Source organism: Sabulicella rubraurantiaca (genome assembly GCF_017355885.1).
Lineage (GTDB): Bacteria > Pseudomonadota > Alphaproteobacteria > Acetobacterales > Acetobacteraceae > Roseococcus > Roseococcus rubraurantiacus.
The window spans coordinates 85851-108749 of the sequence record NZ_JAFEUU010000005.1; the positions used below are offsets into that span (position 1 = coordinate 85851).

Below are 22899 nucleotides of genomic sequence, written 5' to 3' on the forward strand. Positions count from 1 at the left end.
GGGGGCTTTTTTCGGCCCCCGGACTCGAACGGAGCGTGACGCGGATGGCGAGCAAGACGGCGAATGGCGGCGAGACGGCCGAGGCCCGCGAGGAAGCGGTGGAGGGTGTCCTGCTGGACGTGACCTCGGCGGCGGTCAAGAAGCTGATCGCCCGCGGCAAGGAGCGCGGCTACGTCACGGTGGACGAGGTAAACCAGGCCCTGCCGCAAGAGCAGGTGTCGAGCGAGTTCATCGAGGACACCCTGGCTGCCCTTTCCGAGGCCGGCATCAACGTCGTCGAGAACGAGGAAGCCGAGGACGGCGAGACCCAGAAGGCCGCCCGCTCGGAGGATGGCGAGGAGAAGGACGAGGAGGAGTCCGGCGGCAACGTGGACGAGGAGACCCTCGGCCGCACCGACGACCCCGTCCGGATGTATCTGCGCGAGATGGGCTCGGTCGAGCTGCTCTCGCGCGAGGGCGAGATCGCGATCGCCAAGCGCATCGAGGCCGGGCGCGACATGATGATCGGCGGGCTGTGCGAGAGCCCGCTGACCTTCAAGGCCATCATCGCCTGGCATGACGCGCTGAAGGCCGAGCCGCCGCGCATGCTGCTGCGCGACGTGATCGACCTCGAGGCCACCAACAACGCCGACAACCCCGAGGGCGCCCCGGCCGAGCCGGAGGAGTTCGAGGAGGGCGAGGAAGGCGAGGGCGTCGGCCTGTCCCTTTCCGCGCTGGAGGAGAAGCTGAAGCCGGAGGCGCTGGCCGCCTTCGACGCGATCCGTGACGCCTATGGCAAGCTGCAGAAGCTCTCCTCGAAGCGCATGGACGCCTACACCTCGGGTGGGGAACTGGCCGGGCGGTCGGAGAAGACCTACGAGAAAGCCCGGCAGGAGCTGGTGGCGCTTGTGGGCAAGGTCCACCTGCACAACAACCGCATCGAGGAGCTGGTCGAGCAGCTCAAGGGCCTCAACAAGAAGCTGACCACGCTGGACGGGCAGGTGCTGCGCCTTGCCCTCGCCAACAAGGTGAAGCGTGAGGAGTTCCTGGAGCACTGGATCGGCTCCGAGCTGGATCCGGGCTTCCTGGAGCGCGTCAGCAAAATCAAGAACAAGTACTGGCAGGCCTTTGCGGCCAAGTCGCGCGAGCAGCTGGAGGATATCCGCGCCGAGATCGCGCAGGTGGCCACCGCCTCGGGCCTGCCGGTCGGCGAGTTCCGGCGCGTCTACAAGACGGTCGCCGAGGGCGAGCGCGACATGAACCGCGCGAAGAAGGAGATGATCGAGGCCAATCTCCGCCTCGTGATCTCCATCGCCAAGAAATACACCAATCGCGGCCTGCAGTTCCTGGACCTGATCCAGGAAGGCAATATCGGCCTGATGAAGGCCGTGGATAAATTCGAGTACCGCCGCGGCTACAAGTTCTCCACCTACGCCACCTGGTGGATCCGGCAGGCGATCACCCGCTCCATCGCAGACCAGGCGCGGACCATCCGCATCCCGGTCCACATGATCGAGACGATCAACAAGCTGGTCCGCACCTCCCGCCAGATGCTGCACGAGATCGGCCGGGAGCCGCAGCCGGAGGAGCTGGCCGAGAAGCTCGGCATGCCGCTCGAGAAGGTGCGGAAGGTGCTGAAGATCGCGAAGGAGCCGATCTCCCTCGAGACGCCGATCGGCGACGAGGAGGACAGCCACCTCGGCGACTTCATCGAGGACAAGAACGCCGTCATCCCGCTGGATGCCGCCATCCAGGCGAATCTGCGCGAGGCGACGACGCGGGTGCTGGGCTCCCTCACCCCGCGTGAGGAGCGCGTGCTGCGGATGCGCTTCGGCATCGGCATGAACACGGACCACACGCTGGAGGAAGTCGGCCAGCAGTTCAACGTGACGCGCGAGCGCATCCGGCAGATCGAGGCCAAGGCTTTGCGCAAGCTGAAGCATCCGAGCCGCAGCCGGAAGCTTCGCTCCTTCCTGGAGCATTGATGTTCCTGGCCGAGCCCGTCACCCGCATCGCGGTGGACGTGACATTCCTGCGTATGGACCGTAGCCCCCAGGGGCCGGTCCCCGGCCTGCCCGCCGGGGTTACGGTGGAGCGGCTGCGTCCTCGCGCCTCGGTGGAGGAATATCGACGCCTCTATGACGAGGTGGGGCGCGACTATGTCTGGTGGCTGCGCCGCACCCTGTCAGACGCGGAACTAGACGTGATCCTGGCTGACCGTCGCATCAGCATCCATGTCGCGCGCGACGCGGCGGGGGAGGATCTGGGCTTCTATGAGCTGGACCGCCGCCCCTGGCCCACGATCAACCTCGCCTATTTCGGCCTCCTGCCGCAGGCGATCGGCCAGGGGTTGGGCATGGCGCTGCTGCACCACGCGATCCGCGCGGCCTGGGACGAGGGCTGCGCGACCCTGACGGTCAATACCTGCACCGCCGACCACCCGCGCGCCCTGCCGAACTACGAGAAGGCCGGGTTCCGCCGCCTCCGCACCGTGCGCGAGGAATGGCCGGTGCCGGACCGGCTGGGCCTCCCGATCCCGGACCACCTCAAGATCTGAGGGCGGAGAGCGCCTCCAGCATCGTGCCCTCAGTGAGGAGCTGGGGCAGGATGGTGGGAGCGCCACCTGCCGCCGGATACAGCAGGTAGAGCGGCACGCCATCGCGGCCATGCGCGCGCAGCAGCGCCGTGATAGCCGGGTCGCCTCGGGTCCAGTCGCCCACCAGCACCGCCACGTTTCGCGCTACGAGGGCGGCGCGCGTCGCCTCTGTGTCGAGGGCGATGCGCTCATTCACCTTGCAGGTGATGCACCACGCGGCGGTCAGGTTCACGAAGACCGGCCGCCCCTCGGCCCGCAGCGCGGCCAAGCGGTCGGGCGACCAAGCCTCGCCGGACAGGGCGGGGCGCGGAGCGGCTGCGGGCGAGCCCTCCAGCCCGGGCAGCAGGGCGATGGCCAGGGCGGCGGCAGCCACGCCCAGCAGGCGGCCGGGCCGGGCACCGGTGCCGAAGGCCCAGGCGGCCAGGGCGACCAGCACGCCTCCGGACAGCGCCACCAGCACCCCATCCGGGCCGGCTTGCTGCGCCAGAACCCAGACTAGCCACGCCGCCGCGCCGTACATGGGGAAGGCCAGGACCTGACGCAGACGCTCCATCCACGGGCCAGGGCGGGGGAACAGGCGTGCGAGCGCCGGGAAGGCGGCCAGCGCGCCATAGGGCAGGGCGAGGCCCAGCCCCATCGCGGCGAAAACCAGCAGTGCTCCCCAACCCGGCAGCAGCAGCGCCGCACCGATGGCAGTCGCCATGAAGGGCGCCGTGCAGGGCGTCGCCACCACGACCGCCAGTAGGCCGGTGCCGAAGGCGCCGCGCGCGCCGCCCAGTGCCGGGCCACGGATGGCGAAGACACCGGAGAGGTTCAGGCCCACCAGCAGCATCACCCAGGCCATGGCGGCCACGAAGGCCGGATGGGTGAACTGGAAGCCCCAGCCCGCCGCCGCGCCGCCGGCGCGAAGTGCCAGCAGCGCCGCTCCCAGCGCGGTGAATCCCGCCAGCACGCCAAGCACGTAGCCCAGCGCATCGCCGCGCACCGCCTTGGCTTCCGCTCCACCCAGACGGGCCAGCGCCATCGCCTTCATGGCCAGGACCGGGAAGACGCAGGGCATCAGGTTCAGGATCAGCCCGCCCAGCAGCGCCAGCGCCAGGGCCTGCCACAGCCCTGTGGCCCCGGCCGGGATGGTGGGACCGGGTTCAGCGCGCAGGGTAAAGGAGGCGCGCTGGCCACCCGCATCCGTCAGCACCAGCACGCCCTCGGCGGCACTGGGCTCCGCACCCGGTGCGGAGGAAAGGGCCAGGGTCAATCCGCCCTCGCGGAGGGCGAGGCGCTGCGGCGGCGGGTTGAGGAAGCGCGCCTGCTCGAAGGGAAAGAAGGTGGCGTTGCGCACCGCGCCGGGGGTGATTGCCTCGCCCTCGACGGTCAGCACGCCTTCGGGGGAGAGCCGCGCCGCAAAGGGGGAGGGGCGGGGCATCGCTGCCTCGGCCGCCATGAAGCGGGGCAGATTGGCGGGGCTGGCCGCAGCTTCCACCGGAAGGGACAGGGTGAAGCGCCCTTCCTCCGGAATGCAGACATCGGCGCAGGCGAGCCATGTGGCCTCGGCCTCGATCGCCACCGTCTCGCCAGGGCGGAGCGTCGCAGGAGCAGTGACCGGCAAGGGAAAGCCGACCTCGCCCTTGTAGCCGAAATTCATCAGGGGCCCGAAGGGGATGCGCTCGGGGGCGGGAAATTGCAGGTCACCGGCGGACCAGCCTTCGGGGAGGCGCAGCGCCACCTCGGGCGGGGCGCCGGCATCGCCAGGGTTGGACCAGTAGCTGTGCCAGCCGGGCGCGAGGCGCAGGAACAGCATCAGCCGGAATTCCTCGCCCGGCGCGATGGCGGCGCGGTCGGCGAGCAAGGTGGCCGTCGCGCGCGGCGAGGTGACGGGAGCCGACTCCACGGCCAGCGCGCGCAGGGGCAGCAGGGCCAGGATCAGCAGGAACAGGAAACGCGCCATGACAAGGCGATACAAGGCGCGGCTGTGGCTTTTATGCAACCCCGTGAAAGGTTGCGACGCGATGCAGCAACTCCATTCGCAAGTTTGGGTTCGGCCCGGCATGATCGCTCAACTCCGAGGGGAGACTGCCATGTCCCGCATCAAGTCCACGCTTCTGGCCGGGGCCGCCGTGCTCGCCCTGCCGGGCGTCGCCGCTGCCCAGGGCTTCATGGACGGCTTCCGCGTGCCGCAGCAGCAGGCAGTGACCGGCTTGTACATCGGCGCCGGCGCCGGTGTGAACTTCCACAACAACGTGCGCGTCAGCCCCGACCGCACCCTGGCCAGCGGCCTCGCCGCGACGGGTGTGACGGGTCGCGGCACGGCGGTGTTCGAGCCGGGCTTCGTCGGCGTCGGCGCCATCGGCTGGGGTCTGGGCAACGGCCTGCGCTTCGAGATCGAGGGCAACTACCGCGAGAACGATATCGAGAAGATCCGCGGCTTCCCCGGCGCCAACCTCGCCGGCCGCTCCTCCGGCCTCCAGCGCACCTATGGCGTGATGGGCAACGTCTATTACGACTTCGTGATCCCGGGCGTGCCGGCCTTCGTCCCCTATATCGGCGGTGGCGTCGGCTATGCCTGGCGCGAGTGGGATCAGGTGAACGCCCGCAACGTTGCCGGCACCGCGGCACTCCGCTCCCGCGCGACCGAGGGTGGCTTGGCCTGGCAGGGCATTATCGGCGCGGCCTTCCCGATCGCGGCGGTGCCTGGCCTGGCGATCACCACGGAGTATCGCTACTTCGGCATGGAGCCGCAGCGCTTCAACACGCGCGCTGTGACCACGCCGGGCAATGTCGGCTTCGCGGGTGGCACGCTGAAGTCGGAGAGCCACAACCACTCCGTCCTGCTCGGCGTGCGCTACGCCTTCAACCAGCCGCGTCCGGCGCCGGTCGCCGCCGTCGCGCCCGCCCCGGCCCCGGTTCCGGCCCCGGCGCGCACCTACCTGGTGTTCTTCGACTGGGATCGCGCCGACCTGACCGACCGCGCCCGCCAGATCATCAGCGACGCGGCGCAGAACTCGCGCCGGGTGCAGTCCACCCGGATCGAGGTCTCGGGCCATGCCGACCGCTCCGGCACGCCGCAGTACAACCAGCGCCTGTCCGAGCGCCGCGCCGAGGCGGTGGCGGCGGAGCTGGTCCGCAACGGCGTGTCGCGGGGCGAGATCACGGTGCAGGCCTTTGGCGAGAGCCGCCCGCTGGTCCCGACGGCAGACGGCGTGCGCGAGCCGCAGAACCGCCGCGTGGAGATCGTCCTGCGCTAAGCAGGGCGGCCTTCCGAGGCACAGGGAAAGGGGCGCCTCCGGGCGCCCCTTTTTCTTTGCGCGCCCGTCAGGAGGCGAGGGACTGGACCAGGCGGCCGTGCCGCTCCAGCACCTGGCGACGCTTCACCTTCATGGTGGGCGTCATCAGCCCGTTCTCCACGGTGAAGGGCTCGGGCAGGACGGCGTGGCGCCTCACCCGCTCGACCGGAGAGAGCTTCGCGTTTACGCGGCGGATCGCCTGCTCCACTTCCGCCGTGCGCCCATCGGCGGCGACCACCAGGGCCACGACCCCGGCCAGGCCCTCGCCCGCCGCCACGGCTTGGGCGATCTCGGGTTCGCCTGCCAGCAGGGCCTCGATTTTGGCGGGGGCGACCATGTCGCCGCCCTTCAGCTTGATGAAATCCCGTTTGCGGTCGGTGATGTAGAGGCGCCCGTCGCGCATCTCCGCCACGTCGCCCGTATGCAGCCAGCCTTCGCGCAGCGCGGCCTCCGTCGCCGCCGGATTGTTCCAGTAGCCGTCCATCACCAGCGCGCCGCGGACCAGCAACTCGCCATCCTCGCCCAGCCGCGTCTCTACGCCCTGCAACGGGCGGCCTACGCTGCGCCGGTCATTGTCCCAGGGCAGGTTGACGCTGATCACCGGCCCGGCCTCGGTCTGGCCGTAGCCCTGGATGACCGGAATGCCGAGCGCCAGGAAGAAGCCCGACAAGGCCGGGTCGAGCCGTGCACCGCCCGAGACCAGCGCCTCCAGCCGCCCGCCGAAGCGATCGCGCACCTTGTTGCGGACGAGGCGGTCCAGCGCCGCGTCCTCCAGCTTCTCGAGCAATCCCAGCGGCGGGCCGTCCATGCGCCGCATCCCCAGCGCCAGCGCGCGTCCGAACAGCTTCGCGCTCAGCCCGCCCGCTTTCTCCACTTGCGTTGTGATCCGCTCGCGCAGCACCTCGAACAGGCGCGGCACGGCGGTGATGACATGCGGGCGGTGCTGCCCGAATTCCTGCGCCAGCCGCTCCGCTCCGCGCGAGAACACGACCTCGACTCCGGCCGAGGGCATGATGAAGCCGCCCACCGTGTGCTCGTAGGAATGGGACATGGGCAGGAAGGACAGGTAGGTCGCTTCGCGCGGCACGCGCAGGAGCTTGCTCAGCAGAGCGTTGACCGCCCGGCAATTCGCCAGGAGCGCCCGGTGCGGCAGCATCACGCCGCGCGGCGTTCCCCCCGTGCCCGAGGTGTAGACGAGGCAGGCGAGGCGGCCTTCGGGGATCTGCTCCACCTCCGCGATCAAGGCCGCGGCGTCGGCGCGCGTGCCGGTCAGTTCCAACCAGGGCAGGGCGCCGGCGGGTGGGTCGTCCATGCAGACCAGCAGGTCGAGTTCCCCTGCCTGACGCAGACGGGCGGCGAGGGCAGGGGTGGAGACGATCGCCGCGCGTGCACCCGAATCGCGCAGGATATGCGCGTGATCGGCGACGGTGTTGGTGACGTAGGTGGGCACCGTGACGGCGCCGATCGCCATGACGGCATTGTCCGCGATCATGAATTCGGGCCGGCTCTCGGCCACCAGCACGACGCGATCACCGGGCATCACCCCCTGGGCGCGCAGCCCCGCGGCGGCATCCGCGACGGCCTGGGCGAAATCCCCGCGTGGCATCCGCCGCCAGGCGCCATCGCGCCAATAGCCGAGCATGGACCGTGCCGGGTCCTCCAGCGCCAGCCCCAGCAGCAGCCCCGGCAGGCTCGTCGCGTTCGCCAGACCTCGCCCCATGCATCGTCCTCCCCTTGCGGCGCTTGGCCCGGCCGCTGCTCCGCTTATATGGAAGCCATGCAGCCTCGCCAAAGCCTCCTCCCCGCCCTCCTCCGCGCTCCTCTCGATGCAGCGGGGGGCGATCCAGGGCTTCCGTCCTGGGATCTGGCGGATCTCTACTCCGGCACCGAAGACCCCCGCATCGTCGCGGATCTCGACCGGGCGGAGGCCGAGGCCCGGGCCTTCGAGGATCGGCTCTCCGGCAAGCTCGAATCCCTGTCCGGCGAGGCGCTGGCCCAGGCGCTGACGGATTACGAACGCATCGAGGAGGTGCTGGGCCGGGTCATGAGCTTCGCCCAGCTTCTCTTCGCCTCCGATGCACAGGATCCGGAGCATGGTCGCTTCCAGCAGACGATGAGCGAGCGGGTGACGGGGATCTCCTCCCATCTCGTCTTCTTCACGCTGGAGCTGAACCGCATCCCGGAGACGGCGCTCGAGGCGAAGCTGGCGGAAAGCGAGGCGCTGGAGGCGTGGCGCCCCTGGCTGCGCGACCTGCGCGTGTGGCTGCCCCACCAGCTTTCCGACGAGATGGAGAAGCTGCTGCACGAGAAGGAGGTGACGGGCCGCGCCGCCTGGAACCGCCTCTTCGACGAGACCATGGCGAACATGACCGTCCCTGTGGACGGCAAGGAGCTTTCCGTCTCGGCAGCGCTGAACAAGCTCTCCGATGCCGACCGTTCCGTGCGCGAGGCGGCCGCCAAGGGCATTTCCGAGGCGTTCGGGTCGCGGATCCGGCTGTTCAGCCTGATCACCAACACGCTCGCCAAGGACAAGGAGGTGATGGACAAGTGGCGCCGCCACCCCCGCCCCGGCAGCTCCCGCAACCGCGCCAACATGGTGGAGGACGAGGTGGTGGACGCCCTCGTCACCGCTGTGGCCGAGAGCTTCCCGCGCCTGTCACATCGCTACTACGCCATGAAGGCGAAGTGGCTCGGCCTGCCGAAGATGATGCACTGGGATCGCAACGCGCCCCTGCCGCGTGACGACGACAGCACCATCCCCTGGCCGGCGGCGGTGGAGCGGGTGCGCGCCGCCTATGGCGCCTTCTCGCCGGAGCTGGAGCGCGTGGCCGCGCCCTTCTTCGAGCAGCCCTGGATCGACGCGGCGCTGCGCCCGGGCAAGGCCTCGGGCGCCTTCGCCCATCCGACCGTGCCCTCCGCGCACCCCTATCTGCTGCTGAACTACCACGGCAAGGCGCGCGACGTGATGACGCTGGCGCATGAGCTGGGCCACGGCGTCCACCAGCGCCTCGCCGCCGAGCAGGGCTATCTGCGTTCCTCCACGCCGCTGACCCTGGCCGAGACGGCAAGCGTCTTCGGCGAGATGCTGACCTTCCGCGCCATGCTGGATGCCGAGAAGGACCCGGCGAAGCGGCGACTGCTCCTCGCCGGCAAGGTGGAGGACATGCTCAACACGGTGGTGCGGCAGATCGCCTTCTACCGCTTCGAGACGCGGCTGCACGAGGAGCGGCGCCAGGGCGAGCTTTCCGCCGAGCGCATCGGCGAGATCTGGATGGATGTGCAGACGGAGAGCCTCGGCCCCGCCTTCGAATTCACGCCGGACTATGCCTGCTACTGGGCCTATATCCCGCACTTCGTGCACACGCCCTTCTACGTCTATGCCTATGCCTTCGGGGATTGCCTGGTGAACGCGCTCTATGGCGTGTATCGCGAGGGATCGGTGCCGGATTTCGAGCGGAAATACCTGGAGATGCTGCGTGCCGGCGGCACGCTGCGTCACAAGGAGCTGCTGGAGCCCTTCGGCCTCGATGCCTCGCAGCCGGATTTCTGGAAGCGCGGCCTGGACGTGATTGCCGGCTTCATCGACGAGCTTGAGGCCACTCAGTGAGCGACCGGCGCGAGAACTCGCTGTTCGGCGAGGTGCGGCGCATGGTCCGCACCTCCGGCGCCGTCACCGGCATCGCCGCCCGCGTGGCCGGCGAGCGCTTCCTGGGCATCAAGACCGACAAGGGCGCGCATGCAGAGGACCTGAAGCAGATCCTCGGCGGGCTGAAGGGCCCGATGATGAAGGTGGCGCAGTTCCTTTCCACCGTGCCGGACGCGCTGCCCGAGGAATATGCGCGCGAGCTGGCGACGCTCCAGGCCAATGCGCCGGCCATGGGCTGGGCCTTCGTGAAGCGCCGCATGTCGGCCGAGCTCGGCCCCAACTGGCAATCCCGCTTTGCCGAGTTCGGGCAGGAGGCGGCGGCGGCCGCCTCGCTCGGGCAGGTGCACAAGGCGCGGCTGCCGGACGGCACGCAAGTCGCATGCAAGTTGCAATACCCCGACATGCCGAGCGTGGTGGAAGCCGATCTCCGCCAGCTTCGCCTCGCCATGCAACTGTATCGCCGCATGGATTCCGCCCTGGACAACGAGGAGGCCTATGCCGAGCTCTGCGTCCGCCTGCGCGAGGAGCTGGATTACGAGCGCGAGGCGGCGCAGCAGCGCCTCTACGGCATCATGCTGGCCGACGAGCCGAGCGTGCGGGTTCCGACCGCTATCCCGGAACTGACCACGCGCCGCCTCCTCACCATGACTTGGCTGGACGGGCGGTCCATCCTGCGCCGCATCGAAGAGAACCCGGATCTGGAGGAGCGTAATTCCTACGCGCGCGCCCTCTTCGCAGCTTGGTACAAGCCGCTCTACCGCTACGGCGTCATCCATGGCGACCCACATCTGGGCAACTACCAAGTCCGGCCAGAGGATGGCGGCATCAACCTATTGGATTTCGGGACGATCCGCGTCTTCCCACCCTCCTTCGTCACCGGTGTCATCACCCTTTACGAGGCGGTCCGCGACGGGGACGAGGAGAAGGCAGCCCATGCCTTCGAAACCTGGGGTTTCCGCAACCTGTCGCGCGAAACCATGCTGGTGCTCAAGAAGTGGGCCGACTTCCTCTACGAGCCGCTGATGCAGGACCGGGTGCGGCTGATCCAGGAAACCGACGACCCGAATTTCGGCCGCCGCGTCGCCGAGGAGGTGCATCGCGGGCTGAAGCGCACGGGCGGCGTCCGGATCCCGCGCGAATTCCCGCTGATGGACCGTGCCGCCATCGGCTTGGGCAGCGTGTTCCTGCGGCTGCGCGCCGAGTTGAACTGGCATCGCATGTTCATGGAGCTCATCCAGGACTATGACGAGGCGAAGCTGGCCGCGCGGCAGGAGGAGGCGCTTTCGGCTGCCGGGGTTCCCCGCCCGGCCTGAGCCTCCCAGCGCGTCAGGGTTGTCCTGTATATTGCGCGGCGCGGCAAGCCATGCCTAAGCAAAAGGGTTCCCATTCACGACGGAGCCCTTTTCATGCGTCTTGCGGTCCTGAAGGAAAGGCGCGCGGGCGAAACCCGCGTCGCGGCCACGCCGGAGACGGTGAAGAAGCTCAAATCCATAGGCCTCGACGTGACGGTGGAGCAGGGGGCGGGCCTCGCCTCCGGTTTCCCCGATGCTGAGTATGCCGCGGCGGGGGCCGAGCTTGCGCCCGATGCCGCCGCCGCCCTGGCCGGTGCGAACATCGTCTTCGCGGTGCGCGCGCCCGAGGCGCCGTTGCCGCGCGGCGCGATGCTGATCGCCACGCTGGGCGCCGATGCCGACGCCACGCGGCGCTACGCCGAAGCTGGCGTCGAGGCCGCTTCCATGGAACTCCTGCCCCGCATCACCCGGGCGCAGAGCATGGACGTGCTCTCCTCCCAGGCGAATCTCGCCGGGTATCGTGCCGTGATCGAGGGCGCTGCGGCCTTCGATCGCGGCTTCCCCATGCTGATGACCGCGGCCGGCACCGTGCCCGCCGCCAATGTCTTCGTCATGGGCGCGGGCGTTGCGGGCCTCCAGGCCATCGCCACCGCCCGCCGCCTGGGCGGCCGCGTTTCCGCCACCGACGTCCGCCCCGCCGCCAAGGAGGAGATCAAGTCCCTCGGCGCCTCCTTCGTCGGCTACGAGGACGAGGAAAGCCGCCAAGCCCAGACCGCCGGCGGCTATGCCAAGCAGCTTTCCGCCGAGTTCTACGCCAAGCAGGCCGAGGTGGTGGCTGCCCACATCGCCAAGCAGGACGTGGTGATCTGCACCGCGCTGGTTCAGGGCCGCAAGGCGCCGATTCTGGTGACCAAGGCTATGGTCGCCAGCATGAAGCCCGGCTCGGTGATCGTGGACATCGCATCGGATGCCGGCGGCAATTGCGAGGAAACGCGCCCCGGTGAGATGCACGTGACGGAGAATGGCGTGAAGGTGCTGGGCTGGACGAACTGGCCCGCGCGCATCCCTGCCGCCGCCAGCGCCCTCTATGCGCGCAACCTGCTGACCTTCCTGTCCACCTTCTGGGACAAGGAGGCGAAGGCCCCCAAGCTCCCGCCCGAGGACGAGATCGTGCAGGGCGTGACCCTCACCCGCGGCGGCGCCGTGGTCCACAAGAACTTCGCGTGAACGGAGGCCCCCGATGAATCCCAACGTGATCGCGGTGGAGGCCCAGGCGCTGGCCGACCGCGCCCAGGCCCTGGCCCTGCAGGCGCGCGCCATGGCCGACACCGTCGCCCCCGTCGCAGCGGCGGCTGAGCCCTTCCTCCTGCTTTTGACGATCTTCCTGCTGGCCTGCTTCGTCGGCTACCACGTGGTCTGGAGCGTCACCCCGGCGCTGCACTCGCCGCTGATGGGCGTCACCAACGCCATCTCCTCCGTCATCGTCGTGGGCGCGATCCTCGCCGCCGGCCTGGCCGAGAGCGGCGTGGCGCGGTTCTTCGGCTTCCTGGGCGTGATGCTGGCCTCGGTGAACATCTTCGGCGGCTTCCTCGTCACGCGGCGAATGCTGTCCATGTTCCAGTCCAAGAAGAAGGGTTGACCGGGATGACCACCCTCACGACCCTCGCCTATCTCGTCGCTTCCGTCCTGTTCATCCTGGCGCTGCGCGGCCTCTCCCACCCCGAGACATCCCGGCGGGGCAACCTCTTCGGCATGATTGGCATGGCGATCGCCATCGTAGCCACGCTGCTGCGGCCGGGCATGGATCTGGGCGGCGTCGCCCTGATCATCGCCGGCCTCGTCATCGGTGGCGGCATCGGCGCCTATGTGGCCGGGCGCATCCAGATGACCGCGCTGCCGCAGCTTGTCGCCGCCTTCCACTCCCTGGTCGGCATGGCCGCGGTCTTCGTCGCGGCGGCGGCCTTCTACAGCCCCGAGAGCTTCGGCATCGGCGTGCGCGGCGACATCAAGCCGGCCTCCCTCGTCGAGATGTCGCTTGGCCTCGCCATCGGTGCCATCACCTTCTCCGGCTCCGTGATCGCCTTCCTGAAGCTGGATGGGCGCATGTCGGGCGCGCCCATCCTGTTCAAGGGCCAGCATATGCTGAACGCCGCGCTCGGCGTGCTGCTGCTGGTGCTGGTCATCGCCTTTGTCGCCACCGGCTCGGACCTGCTGTTCTGGATGATCGCCCTGCTGTCCTTCGCGCTGGGATTCCTGCTGATCATCCCCATCGGTGGCGCGGACATGCCCGTCGTGGTGTCTATGCTGAACAGCTACTCGGGCTGGGCGGCAGCGGGCATCGGCTTCACCATCGGCAACCTGCTGCTGATCGTGACCGGCGCGTTGGTCGGCGCCTCGGGTGCCATCCTCTCCTATATCATGTGCAAGGGGATGAACCGCTCGATCATCAACGTCCTCCTCGGCGGCTTCGGCTCCGACGCCGGCGGCGTGGCCGCACCGGGCGGCGGGGCGGCGGACCGGGCGCCGGTCAAGGCCGGCTCCCCTGAGGATGCCGCCTACATCATGAAGAACGCGCAGAAGATCATCGTCGTGCCGGGCTATGGCATGGCGGTGGCCCAGGCCCAGCAGGTGGTGCGCGAGATGGCCGACCTGCTGAAGAAGGAAGGTGCCGAGGTCTCCTACGCCATCCACCCCGTCGCGGGCCGCATGCCCGGCCATATGAACGTGCTGCTGGCCGAAGCGAACGTCCCCTATGACGAGGTGCATGAGCTGGAGGAGATCAACCCCGAATTCGCCGATGCCGACGTGGCCTACGTGATCGGGGCGAATGACGTGACCAATCCGGCGGCCAAGACGGACAAGTCCTCGGCCATCTACGGCATGCCGATCCTGGATGTAGAGCGCGCCAAGACCGTGTTCTTCGTCAAGCGCGGCATGGCCTCGGGCTATGCAGGTGTGGAGAACGAGCTGTTCTTCCGGCCCAACACCATGATGCTCTTCGGCGACGCCAAGAAGGTGACGCAGGAGATCGTGCAGGCGCTCCAGCGCTGAAGCCTGATGCGGGGCCGCGCCGTGCGGCCCCGCACTAGCCCTTGCAGCCTCACGCAAGCGAGAAAACCCGCCGCGGCAATGCCGGGCGGGATTTTTCTGTCCGGACGGGCAGGGGGCGGGAGGACCGCCCCGAGGGCTCAGAAGCCCTCGCGCTCGATCCGCTTGCGCTCGACCTTGCGGGCGCGGCGCACGGCCTCGGCGGCCTCGCGGGCGCGGCGCTCCGACGGCTTCTCGTAGTGGCGGCGCAGCTTCATCTCGCGGAACACGCCCTCGCGCTGAAGCTTCTTCTTGAGCGCCTTCAGCGCTTGGTCAACATTGTTGTCCCGAACGACGACTTGCACGCGGCGCGATCTCCTTGACGGCCAGAATCGATGAACTCAAACGAGCATAGGCCACGGTGCGACAGCCGCCCGTGACCCCTGTCATTGGGATAGCACTGCCCGCCCCCTTCGCAAAGGGGTTTTTCGCGCGCATGTGAGGGTTCATGGCGCTTCTCAAGATTGCCCGAATGGGGAACCCCATCCTGCTCGGCCGCGCGGCCGAGGTCGCGGACCCGACCGCACCCGCCATGCGCCGCCTCGTCGCCGACATGGCGGAGACGCTGGTCGATGCGGGCGGCATCGGGCTGGCGGCGCCCCAGGTCCATCAGCCGCTGCGCTTGTTCCTATGGCGCGATGGGGAGGCTCTGCGCGTCCTGTTCAACCCCCGCATCGAACCCATCGGCGAGGAGGTGGCGAGCGCCTGGGAGGGCTGCCTGTCCATTCCCGGGCTGCGCGGCCTTGTCGAGCGGCCGGCCCGGGTGCGCTGGAGCGGGCTGGACGAGGAGGGCCGCCCCGTTTCCGGCGAGGCGGAGGGTATGTCGGCCCGTGTCCTCCAGCACGAGAACGACCATCTGGACGGCATCTTCTACCTAAGCCGGATGCGTGACCTGTCGCAGCTTGGCTTCGTCGAGGATCTGGCCCGCGCCATGGAGAAGAACGCATGACCGAACCGCATTTGATCCGCGCCGCCGTCGCCATCGCCAATTTCGACGGCTGGAGCGAGGCGACGCTGCGCGCCGCTTGCCGTGAGGCAGGCGAGGACCCGGTGCTGCTCGACAGCCATTTCCCGCGGGGCGTCACCGGCGCCATCGATGATTGGGCGGCCCTGGCCGATGCCGAGATGGACCAATCCGCCGCCGCAGCGGGCGTGGAGGCGCTGCGCGTTCCCAAGCGCATCCGCCGGGTGGTGGAACTGCGCCTGCGCGCGACGGAGCCGGACAAGGAGGCCCTGCGAGGGGCGCTGCGCGTGCTGGCGCTGCCCTGGAACCTGGGCTTGGCGGCCCGGATCACGGCGCGCACCGCTTCCGCCATGTGGCACGCCGCGGGGGACAGCTCGTCCGACTTCTCTTGGTATACCCGCCGGGCCACACTGGCCGCCATTTACACTGCGACGATTGCGTACTGGCTCTCCCCCCGGGACCCGGATATCGAGCAAGCCCTTGCTTTCCTTGACAGGCGCCTCGCCGACATCGCCCCGCGTCGCCGGGCGGCGGCGTAATTCAGGCTTCGCGTTTTCACACGGCAGGTGTAGAAGCGCCCCGACCCCATTGGCTCCGCTTCATTTTGCCCGGATTGTCCAGGCAGGAGCCGGGAGAGGAGATCGGGCGCAATGACGCCTCTGCGTAGCCTTCTTGCGGGCGCCGCCGCGCTCGTCCTGACGCCGACCCTGGCTTCCGCGGCAGCCTGCCTGCAGCCGGCCGAGCAGACGCACTTCCAGGTGCGCGCCCTGCAGAGCCAGCTCATGGTGGTCGCCATCTCCTGCGAACTGCAGGACGATTACAACCGCTTCGTGACGAAGTTCCAGCCGCAGCTGGCTACCGCTTTCCGCGGTATCCAGAGCCATTTCCGCCGCTCGGCAGGCTCGGCGGGCCAGCGCCAGACCGACCAGTACATCACCAACCTGGCGAATGGTCAGTCGCAGGCCGGCATCGCGCAGGGCACCCTGTTCTGCCGCAACCAAGCGCCGCTGTTCCAGGAGGCGATCGCCGCCCCCAACGTCCAGGCCCTGGCGCAGCTGAGCGTGGCTCGCGAGATTCCGCGCTTCTACGACGTGCCGGCCTGCGGTACCTCCAGCCCGCAGCGGGCGCAGGGCCAGCAGCGCGCGGAGCGTCCCCGCAGCCAGCAGCCGCAGCGTGCGCAGGGTCAGCGTTCGCAGGGCCAGCAGCGTGCCCAGGGTCAGAGCCAGACCGCGACGCGCTGATCTCCGGCGATTTTGCTGGACCAGTAGGAAAGGCGGCCTCCGGGCCGCCTTTTTCATGTCCGCGATCCGCACCCTTCGGTGGTGGGATCCCAAAGAAAAAGGGGCGTCCGAAGACGCCCCTTTCCCTGTGCCCCGGAAGGCCGCCCTGCTTAGCGCAGGACAATCTCCACGCGGCGGTTCTGCGGCTCGCGCACGCCGTCGGCCGTCGGGACCAGCGGGCGGCTCTCGCCGAAGGCCTGCACGCCGATCTGGCTGCGGGCGACGCCACGACGGACCAGTTCTGCCGCCACCGCCTCGGCGCGGCGCTCGGACAGGCGCTGGTTGTACTGCGGCGTGCCAGAGCGGTCAGCGTGGCCCGAGACCTCGATCCGGGTCGCGCCGACGCGCTGGGAGTTCTGCGCCGCCTCAGCGATGATCTGGCGGGCGCGGTCGGTCAGGTCGGCACGATCCCAGTCGAAGAACACCAGGTAGGTGCGGGCCGGAGCCGGGGCCGGAGCCGGAGCCGGAGCCACGGCAACCGCCGGGGCAGGACGCGGCGCGTTGAACGCGTAGCGCACGCCGAGCAGGATGCTGTGGTTGTAGTTCTCAGGGGTCGACTTGTAGGTCGCGACCTGCGTGCGAGACGCGATGGGCTGCGTCGGCAGGAAGGCAGCGCTCGCGGTGGCCAAGTGCGGCTCCAGCGTACCCATGAAGCGGTACTCGGCCGTGATCGCGAGGCCGGGGACCACAGCGCCAAGGTTGTACGCCACACCGGCGATCGCCTGATAGGCGAAGCGACCGTCACGGTCATTGATGAACACGGAGGCCGCGCGGTTGCCCGGCAGGGCCGCCCCGCCGCCGACGCTGCGCCAGTCGTTCCACACGTAACCAGCGCCGATACCGAGGTACGGGGTGATGCCGGGGATCGGGCTCATCGCCGCGAAGGCGTTGAAGTCATAGTAGGCATTCGCCATCACACCGTACTGGTGAATGCGGCCACGCGAGCTGCCCGTGCCGCCGAGGATGCGGACGTTGTCCACCTCGTTCTGGCGGTAGTTGCCCTCGATCTCGGCGCGGATGCCGTTACCGAAGCCCCAGCCGATCGCGCCCACTGCGGCATAGCCCCAGTTGGTGCGGACGCGGACGTTGCCGCCGATGCCGGCCCCAGCCAGCTCAGCGGCGCCAATCGGCGTCGTGGCGTAGCTGAACTCGCTCTGCTGACGAAAGTTCGTGCCCGCGCCGGCGCCAATGTAGAGGCCGGTGACCGGCTGGGCCTGGGCGGCCACGGGCAGCGACAGAACGGTCGCGGCCAGAAGGGCCTTCTTGAGGCTCATCCTCGTTCTCCTAATTCCAAACTCGTTCGTTCGGTCGCTGCGTGGTGCACCCCGATGGGAGCGATTCCTCGCTGCGTGGGGGAACCCTAACACCATCGTCTGACCCCTTGCACCACCTTGCCCGGCATTTCCCAGAGGATGTTGCGGAAACGCCACAGGGCGGTTTGGCACATTTGCAACAGGGGGTAACGAAGCAGCCAAGCTATTGGAAAGTCAGGAAATTCACATGGCCCAGCTTGCGTCCCGGCCGGGCTTCGCCCTTGCCGTACCAGTGTGCGACAGCGTCTGAACGGCCCAGCAGGGGGGGCCAAGCGGCCAGCCCTTCTGGTCCGATCAAGTTCTCCATCACCACGTCGCAACGTCGCTCGACAGGCCCGAGCGGCAGCCCCGCCACGGCGCGGATGTGCTGCTCGAACTGGGAGCAGGTGCAGGCGTCCATGGTCCAATGGCCGGAATTATGCGGCCTTGGGGCGATTTCGTTGCCCAGGAGCCGCCCATCCGGCAGCAGGAACATCTCGAGCGCCACGACTCCGACCAGGTCGAGTCCCTCGGCGACGCGCGTGACGAGGCGCCGTGCCTCCTCGGCGACCTCCGGCGCCACGCGGGCCGGCACCACCGAGCGGTGCAGGATGTGGTGGCGGTGCTCGTTCTCCGATGCCTCGAACACCGCGACCGTCCCGTCGGCGCCGCGCGCGCCGACCGCCGAGATTTCATGGGTGAAGGGGATGAAGCCCTCCAGCACCAGCGGGTGCGGCGCTAGCCGGGCAAAGGCGCTGCGGGCCTCCTCCAGGGTGCGGATCACGGCCTGCCCGCGCCCGTCATAGCCCAGGCGCGTCGTCTTCAGCACGGCGGGTAAGCCCACCGAATCCAGCGCGGCTTCCAGGCTGGCGCGGTCTGTCACTTCCCGCCAGGGCGCGACGGGGACTCCGGCGGCTTCGAGGAAGCGCTTCTCCGCGACGCGGTCCTGGCAGATGGACAGGGCACGCAGGCCGGGGCGGCACTCCACGCGGCCTTCCAGCGCCGCCAGCGTCGCGGCGGGCACGTTCTCGAACTCGAAGGTGACGACGTCCACCGCGTTGGCGAAGCGGCGAAGCGCCTCAGCATCGCCGTAATCGGCGACGGTGCGGATCGCGGCGACCTGCATGCCCGGTCCGTCCGCCTCGGGGCCGAAGACATGGGCTCGATAGCCCAGCCGCGCCGCCGCCATGGCCGACATGCGCCCGAGCTGGCCGGAGCCGAGGATGCCGATTCGTGCGCCCAGGGGGAGGGGCTCAGGCCGGGTCATGCGGCACGCCCTCGGTCTGCGCCGAACGCCAGGCATCCAGGCGCGACGCGAGCGCCGGGTCCGATAGAGCCAGAATGGAAGAAGCGAGGAGCGCTGCATTGATCGCGCCGGCCTTGCCGATGGCCAGCGTGCCAACCGGCACGCCGCCCGGCATCTGCACGATGGACAGCAGGGAATCCATGCCCTTCAGCGCATGACTTTCCACCGGCACGCCGAGGACGGGCAGGGGGGTCATGCTGGCTGCCATGCCAGGCAGGTGGGCCGCGCCGCCGGCCCCCGCGATGATGACCCGGATGCCGCGGCCGCGCGCCGCTTCCGCGTAATCGTAGAGGCGGCGGGGCGTGCGATGCGCCGAGACGACGCGCGTCTCGTGTGGCACTTCCAGGCGCTCCAGCGTTCCCGCCGCATGGCGCATCGTCTCCCAGTCGGAGCGGCTGCCCATGATGATGCCGACCAGCGGCGCTTGTCCGCTCATGCGATGATGTCGGGCACGAGGCGCCCTTCCAGCCAGGAGATTTCGTCCTTCAGCTTCAGCTTGCGCTTCTTCAGGCGCTGGATCTGAAGCTGATCGGAGGGACTTCCCTCCAAACGCGCGATGACCGTGTCCAGGTCGCGGTGTTCGCTGCGGAGTTCATGCAGGCGGCGCAAGAGGGATTCGCGGTCTTCCAGCATCGTCTCGTGCAGCCATCCAGGAACAGGAACGATCACCCGGCGAATCGGCGTTCGCCTGCAAGAAATCGTTCACTTTTGATGGGCATGAGCGTTAGCATGGCGGCTGCGGATGCAACAGCCGGGACATTCCCGCACGGCGAGGTCCGGCCCGCATTCCGCCATCCCGAGAAAGGAAACAGCTGCATGATGCATGCGCCCAGAATCCGCAGTCTCGAATCCCGTCACCAGAGCATCGAAAGCCAAATCGCCGCAGAAGGGTCGCGGCCACGGCCGGACGACGCGGTGCTGACGCGACTGAAGCGCGAGAAGCTGGCGCTCAAGGAAGAGCTGGAGCGACTCCGGACGAGCCGGGGTCACTGAGAGATTGAGGGGGCGCCCCGAAAGGGCGCCTCACTCCGCCGTCGGCTCGGGCAGGGGCTTGCCCTGGGCGGTGATCCGCTCCCGAGCCGCGGCGACCAGCGCATTCAGTGCGCTTTGCGTGCAGAGACCAAGGATCACAGGGTCGCGCGGCTTGATGTTCGCGCTGTTCAGGTGGGTGCGATCGCGCACCTTCTCGATCGTCTCCTTGGTTGTGCCGAGGAGTTTTCCGATCTCCGCCACCGTCAGCTCGGGATGGTTCCGCAGGAGCCACGCCACGCCATCCGGCTTGTCCTGCCGCTTGGAGATGGGGGTGTAGCGGGCGCCCTTGCCGCGCGACTTGGCGGCGGGGATGGCGTTCGCAGCCAAGTGCAGCCGGGCGTTCGGGTCTGCCTCGCAGCGGGCGATATCCTCGCGCGAAACTTGGCCGTTCTGCACCGGGTCGTAGCCGATGATACCCTGCGCGACCTCGCCATCCGCGATCGCCTGCACCTCCAGCGGGTGCATCTGCACGAAATCCGCGATCTGGTCGAAGGAGAGCGAGGTCTTTTCGATCAGCCACACGGCGGTTGCCTTGGGCATCAGGGGCTGGGCCATGGTGATCTCTCAAAAGGTCGAACGGCAACGGTGCCGAATGGGCACGCGCGCCCGGCTGGGTTGCCCTATAATCGCAGCCCGCCAGGGGGCCAACCCCCAAGGAGGAGCCGATGTTCGAGGAAGAGCCGCGCCCGAAGCGACGCCAGGGGCTGGAGCCTGCCAAGCTGGAGGGCTGGGATGTCGGCGAATTGCGGGACTATATCGAGGCGCTAAGGGCCGAGATCAACCGCGCCGAGGCGGCTCTGGCCAAGCAGGACGGGCATCGGAGTGCGGCAGAGGCGTTCTTCCGGCGCCCATAACGAAAAAGGCCGGGGGAAATTCCCCCGGCCCTCGTGGAAGCCTGATTAGGCAGCTTCCTGGGTCAGCACCGGCTGGCGGGGCTGCGCGGCCTCGATCGCGATGCGGCGGGGCTTCAGAGCCTCCGGCACCTCACGACGCAGGGAGACGTGCAGCAGGCCATTCTCCATCCGCGCACCCTCGACCACGAGGTGGTCGGCGAGGACGAAGCGGCGCTCGAAGGCGCGGCCAGCGATGCCGCGATGCAGGTAGCGGCGCTGCTCACCGTCCTGCGCCTGAGGCGCCTTGCCGGTCACGGTGAGGGTGTCATCCTTCACCACCAACTCAATGTCGTCCGAGCCGAAGCCGGCGACGGCCATGGTGAGGGTGTAGCGGTCCTCGCCCGTCACTTCGATGTTGTAGGGCGGGTAGGCCTGGCCTTCGGACTGCAGGCGCGCGCCGTCGAGCAGACGGGCGAAGCGGTCAAAGCCGATGGCAGTGCGCAGAAGCGGGGAAAAATCGATCGCGTTCACGAAGAACCTCCTTCAGGAGCAAGGTCCAGGAACAGCAAGCAACCCGTCGCGGCCCCCCCGATCGGGCAGGGCCCCGGATGCTCGCGCCGGAGCCCACAAGGGCGCTCCGACAGCGCAGAAATGGAAAAGGCCGCCCCCTCGTTCAAGGGGGCGGCCCTTCAGCCTTCGCCAAAAAAATTTGGCGCTTACTTCCGCTTGGCGCCGAGGCCCGCGAACTTCTTGTTGAACTTCGCCACCTGGCCGCCCGTGTCGATGATGCGCTGCACGCCGGTCCAGGCGGGATGCGACTTCGGATCGATGTCGAGGCGCAGCGTGTCGCCCGGCTTGCCGCCGGCGGTGCGCGTCGTGAAGGTGGTGCCGTCGGTCATGATGACGTTCAGCTCATGGTAGGCGGGATGGGTGTCGGGCTTCATGGCAGGGCTCTCGGGAATGCGGCAGGCCACGATGGCGGCCCGGCCGTGAAGCGGGCCACATAGGGCAAGAGCGGCGGAACGGCAAGGCAGGGCAATTGGCAGCGGCCGCGGCATGCCCTATCGCCGCAGCCTGGCTTCTGGGAAACCTGCCCGCATGACCGACGCGACCCTGCCCGACCGGCTCTCCACCGACCCCTCCAGCCCCTTCCACGACGCCGATTTGCTGGCGCGCGGCATCGGCATCCGCTTCCGCGGGGTGGAGCGGACGAATGTGGAGGAATACTGCGTTTCCGAGGGATGGGTGCGCGTCAGCCTGGGCAACAAGGTGGACCGCAAGGGCAAGCCGCTGACCATGAAGCTGACCGGCCCCGTGGAGCCGTATCTGCGCGAACAGGGCTGAAGACCCTCCGCCTCATTGGGCCTGGATGTTGGCGCGGCGGATCGTGTCACCCCAGGCCTGGCGGTCGCGCTGCATGCGCACGGCAAAGCGCTCCGGGCCCTCGAAGCTGGGCGTCAGCCCGTTCTCCAACAGGCGCTGGCGCACCGTAGGGTCGCGCAGAGCGGCCTCCACGGCGCCGGACCAGCGACGGATCGCCTCGGGCGCCATGCCGCGCGGGCCGCAAAGCCCAAACCAGCCCGCCACCTCCAGCCCCGGCACTGCCTCGGAAAGCCGGGGCGCGGAGGCGAATTCGGGTACGCCCTCTGCGTCCGCAAGGGCCAGAAGGCGCAACTCCCCGCCCTGGATCTGCCGCACGACGTCGCCAAGATTGGTGATGAGCAGGTCGGTCCGCCCGGCGATCACGTCCACCGCGGCGGGGGCCGCCCCGCGATACGGCACATGGACGAGGTCCAGTCCCGCCATGGCGGCCAGCCGTGCGCCGGTGAGGTGCTGCGCCGAGCCGACGCCCGCGCTCGCATAGCTGACCGTGCCCGGCCGCGCTCGTGCGGCCGCGAGCACATCCTGCATCGAACGGTAGGGGCTGCGCGCCCCGACGACGGCGCCGTAGGAGGAAAGGGCGATGTTGGCGACCGGCACCAGATCGGTCCGCGGGTCCACCGGCAGCACGGCGCCCGGCAGTTCCGGCGAGATGGTCATGGTGCCCATCGGGCATTGCAGCAGGCTGGAGCCATCGGCCGGGCCGCGCGCCACCGCCTCCGCCGCGATGAAGCCATTGGCGCCGGTGCGGTTCTCCACCACCACCCGCGCGCCGAGATGCGGTCCCGCCGCCTCCGCGATGAGGCGGGACACGAGATCGGCCGTCCCGCCCGGCGCGAAGCCGGAGACGATCCGCATCGTCCGCTCCTGCGCGGAAGCGGTAATCGGCAGAAGGGCGGCAAGGGCGGCGAGAAGCAGGCGTCGCATGGGG

General features: G+C 69.0%; 25 protein-coding genes. 14 read left to right on the forward strand and 11 right to left on the reverse strand.

Annotated elements, in window-relative coordinates; translation table 11 throughout:
• Positions 1 to 44: 44 nt before the first annotated feature.
• Complete coding sequence (rpoD, locus tag JTJ31_RS10770) at positions 45 to 1964, forward strand: RNA polymerase sigma factor RpoD (protein ID WP_207538664.1); 1920 nt, start codon at positions 45 to 47, stop codon at positions 1962 to 1964.
• Positions 1964 to 2536, forward strand: a complete 573-nt coding sequence (locus JTJ31_RS10775; protein ID WP_207538665.1) for a GNAT family N-acetyltransferase — start codon at positions 1964 to 1966, stop codon at positions 2534 to 2536. Before rpoD ends, JTJ31_RS10775 begins: the two co-directional genes overlap by 1 nt.
• Here JTJ31_RS10775 and JTJ31_RS10780 read toward each other — a convergent pair.
• Positions 2526 to 4520, reverse strand: a complete 1995-nt coding sequence (locus JTJ31_RS10780; protein ID WP_207538666.1) for a protein-disulfide reductase DsbD family protein — start codon at positions 4518 to 4520, stop codon at positions 2526 to 2528. The genes JTJ31_RS10775 and JTJ31_RS10780 overlap by 11 nt on opposite strands.
• A gap of 130 nt (positions 4521 to 4650) precedes the next feature.
• Between JTJ31_RS10780 and JTJ31_RS10785 the strand changes: the two genes are divergently transcribed.
• Positions 4651 to 5817: an OmpA family protein gene (locus tag JTJ31_RS10785; RefSeq protein WP_207538667.1), complete on the forward strand. Its 1167-nt coding sequence runs from the start codon at positions 4651 to 4653 to the stop codon at positions 5815 to 5817.
• A 67-nt stretch (positions 5818 to 5884) separates the two neighbouring features.
• Here JTJ31_RS10785 and JTJ31_RS10790 read toward each other — a convergent pair whose 3' ends face one another.
• Positions 5885 to 7576, reverse strand: a complete 1692-nt coding sequence (locus tag JTJ31_RS10790; protein WP_207538668.1) for an AMP-dependent synthetase/ligase — start codon at positions 7574 to 7576, stop codon at positions 5885 to 5887.
• Positions 7577 to 7633: 57 nt separating this feature from the next.
• Here JTJ31_RS10790 and JTJ31_RS10795 point away from each other — a divergent pair, with 57 nt between their 5' ends.
• The 5 genes from JTJ31_RS10795 (at position 7634) to JTJ31_RS10815 (ending at position 13845) form a co-directional block, all read left to right on the forward strand.
• Positions 7634 to 9463, forward strand: coding sequence for a M3 family oligoendopeptidase (locus JTJ31_RS10795; protein ID WP_207538669.1), 1830 nt, complete (start codon positions 7634 to 7636; stop codon positions 9461 to 9463).
• 41 nt (positions 9464 to 9504) lie between these two features.
• Positions 9505 to 10815, forward strand: coding sequence for an ABC1 kinase family protein (locus tag JTJ31_RS10800; protein WP_207538885.1), 1311 nt, complete (start codon positions 9505 to 9507; stop codon positions 10813 to 10815).
• Between the two features lie 93 nt (positions 10816 to 10908).
• Entirely contained in the window at positions 10909 to 12021 is a 1113-nt protein-coding gene (locus JTJ31_RS10805) for a Re/Si-specific NAD(P)(+) transhydrogenase subunit alpha (RefSeq protein ID WP_207538670.1), read from the forward strand.
• A 13-nt stretch (positions 12022 to 12034) separates the two neighbouring features.
• A complete protein-coding gene (locus tag JTJ31_RS10810) occupies positions 12035 to 12433 on the forward strand; it encodes an NAD(P) transhydrogenase subunit alpha part 2 (RefSeq protein ID WP_207538671.1) in 399 nt (132 codons plus the stop codon).
• 5 nt (positions 12434 to 12438) lie between these two features.
• Complete coding sequence (locus JTJ31_RS10815) at positions 12439 to 13845, forward strand: NAD(P)(+) transhydrogenase (Re/Si-specific) subunit beta (protein ID WP_207538672.1); 1407 nt, start codon at positions 12439 to 12441, stop codon at positions 13843 to 13845.
• 137 nt (positions 13846 to 13982) lie between these two features.
• Here the strand turns inward: JTJ31_RS10815 and rpsU are convergent, their stop codons facing one another.
• Positions 13983 to 14186 carry a 30S ribosomal protein S21 gene (rpsU, locus tag JTJ31_RS10820; RefSeq protein WP_027286066.1) on the reverse strand — a complete coding sequence of 68 codons (204 nt, stop codon included), beginning with the start codon at positions 14184 to 14186 and terminating at the stop codon, positions 13983 to 13985.
• A 143-nt stretch (positions 14187 to 14329) separates the two neighbouring features.
• Between rpsU and def the strand changes: the two genes are divergently transcribed.
• The 3 genes from def (at position 14330) to JTJ31_RS10835 (ending at position 16086) form a co-directional block, all read left to right on the forward strand.
• Positions 14330 to 14830, forward strand: a complete 501-nt coding sequence (gene def, locus JTJ31_RS10825) for a peptide deformylase (RefSeq protein ID WP_207538673.1) — start codon at positions 14330 to 14332, stop codon at positions 14828 to 14830.
• The gene (locus JTJ31_RS10830; protein WP_207538674.1) at positions 14827 to 15384 is read left to right on the forward strand and encodes a COQ9 family protein; all 558 of its coding nucleotides are present in this window, start codon (positions 14827 to 14829) and stop codon (positions 15382 to 15384) included. Before def ends, JTJ31_RS10830 begins: the two co-directional genes overlap by 4 nt.
• A 111-nt stretch (positions 15385 to 15495) precedes the next feature.
• The gene (locus tag JTJ31_RS10835; protein ID WP_207538675.1) at positions 15496 to 16086 is read left to right on the forward strand and encodes a hypothetical protein; all 591 of its coding nucleotides are present in this window, start codon (positions 15496 to 15498) and stop codon (positions 16084 to 16086) included.
• Between the two features lie 149 nt (positions 16087 to 16235).
• Here JTJ31_RS10835 and JTJ31_RS10840 read toward each other — a convergent pair whose 3' ends face one another.
• The 4 genes from JTJ31_RS10840 to JTJ31_RS10855 form a co-directional block, all read right to left on the reverse strand.
• The gene (locus tag JTJ31_RS10840; protein WP_207538676.1) at positions 16236 to 17399 is read right to left on the reverse strand and encodes an OmpA family protein; all 1164 of its coding nucleotides are present in this window, start codon (positions 17397 to 17399) and stop codon (positions 16236 to 16238) included.
• A gap of 202 nt (positions 17400 to 17601) precedes the next feature.
• The gene (locus tag JTJ31_RS10845) at positions 17602 to 18684 is read right to left on the reverse strand and encodes a 5-(carboxyamino)imidazole ribonucleotide synthase (protein ID WP_207538677.1); all 1083 of its coding nucleotides are present in this window, start codon (positions 18682 to 18684) and stop codon (positions 17602 to 17604) included.
• The gene (gene purE, locus JTJ31_RS10850; protein ID WP_207538678.1) at positions 18671 to 19159 is read right to left on the reverse strand and encodes a 5-(carboxyamino)imidazole ribonucleotide mutase; all 489 of its coding nucleotides are present in this window, start codon (positions 19157 to 19159) and stop codon (positions 18671 to 18673) included. The genes JTJ31_RS10845 and purE overlap by 14 nt, the downstream gene beginning before the upstream one ends.
• Positions 19156 to 19356 (reverse strand): YdcH family protein, encoded by a 201-nt coding sequence (locus tag JTJ31_RS10855; RefSeq protein WP_207538886.1) that lies wholly within the window; start codon positions 19354 to 19356, stop codon positions 19156 to 19158. Before JTJ31_RS10855 ends, purE begins: the two co-directional genes overlap by 4 nt.
• Positions 19357 to 19539: 183 nt before the next feature.
• Between JTJ31_RS10855 and JTJ31_RS10860 the strand changes: the two genes are divergently transcribed.
• Positions 19540 to 19716 carry a YdcH family protein gene (locus JTJ31_RS10860; protein WP_207538679.1) on the forward strand — a complete coding sequence of 59 codons (177 nt, stop codon included), beginning with the start codon at positions 19540 to 19542 and terminating at the stop codon, positions 19714 to 19716.
• Positions 19717 to 19746: 30 nt separating this feature from the next.
• On the opposite strand, the gene JTJ31_RS10865 is transcribed toward JTJ31_RS10860, so the two are convergent.
• The gene (locus tag JTJ31_RS10865) at positions 19747 to 20310 is read right to left on the reverse strand and encodes a DUF1013 domain-containing protein (RefSeq protein ID WP_207538680.1); all 564 of its coding nucleotides are present in this window, start codon (positions 20308 to 20310) and stop codon (positions 19747 to 19749) included.
• 110 nt (positions 20311 to 20420) lie between these two features.
• Here JTJ31_RS10865 and JTJ31_RS10870 point away from each other — a divergent pair, with 110 nt between their 5' ends.
• Positions 20421 to 20609: a DUF1192 domain-containing protein gene (locus JTJ31_RS10870; RefSeq protein WP_207538681.1), complete on the forward strand. Its 189-nt coding sequence runs from the start codon at positions 20421 to 20423 to the stop codon at positions 20607 to 20609.
• Between the two features lie 45 nt (positions 20610 to 20654).
• On the opposite strand, the gene JTJ31_RS10875 is transcribed toward JTJ31_RS10870, so the two are convergent.
• Together JTJ31_RS10875 and rpmE are read right to left on the reverse strand one after the other, a co-directional pair.
• Positions 20655 to 21119, reverse strand: a complete 465-nt coding sequence (locus tag JTJ31_RS10875) for an Hsp20 family protein (RefSeq protein ID WP_207538682.1) — start codon at positions 21117 to 21119, stop codon at positions 20655 to 20657.
• A gap of 185 nt (positions 21120 to 21304) precedes the next feature.
• Positions 21305 to 21532, reverse strand: a complete 228-nt coding sequence (gene rpmE / locus JTJ31_RS10880; RefSeq protein WP_207538683.1) for a 50S ribosomal protein L31 — start codon at positions 21530 to 21532, stop codon at positions 21305 to 21307.
• Between the two features lie 154 nt (positions 21533 to 21686).
• On the opposite strand from rpmE, the gene JTJ31_RS10885 reads away from it, so the two are divergent.
• On the forward strand, positions 21687 to 21932 hold the full coding sequence (locus JTJ31_RS10885) for a DUF3297 family protein (RefSeq protein ID WP_207538684.1): 246 nt from the start codon (positions 21687 to 21689) through the stop codon (positions 21930 to 21932).
• 12 nt (positions 21933 to 21944) lie between these two features.
• Here the strand turns inward: JTJ31_RS10885 and JTJ31_RS10890 are convergent, their stop codons facing one another.
• Positions 21945 to 22895 (reverse strand): Bug family tripartite tricarboxylate transporter substrate binding protein, encoded by a 951-nt coding sequence (locus JTJ31_RS10890; RefSeq protein WP_207538685.1) that lies wholly within the window; start codon positions 22893 to 22895, stop codon positions 21945 to 21947.
• Positions 22896 to 22899 lie beyond the last annotated feature (4 nt).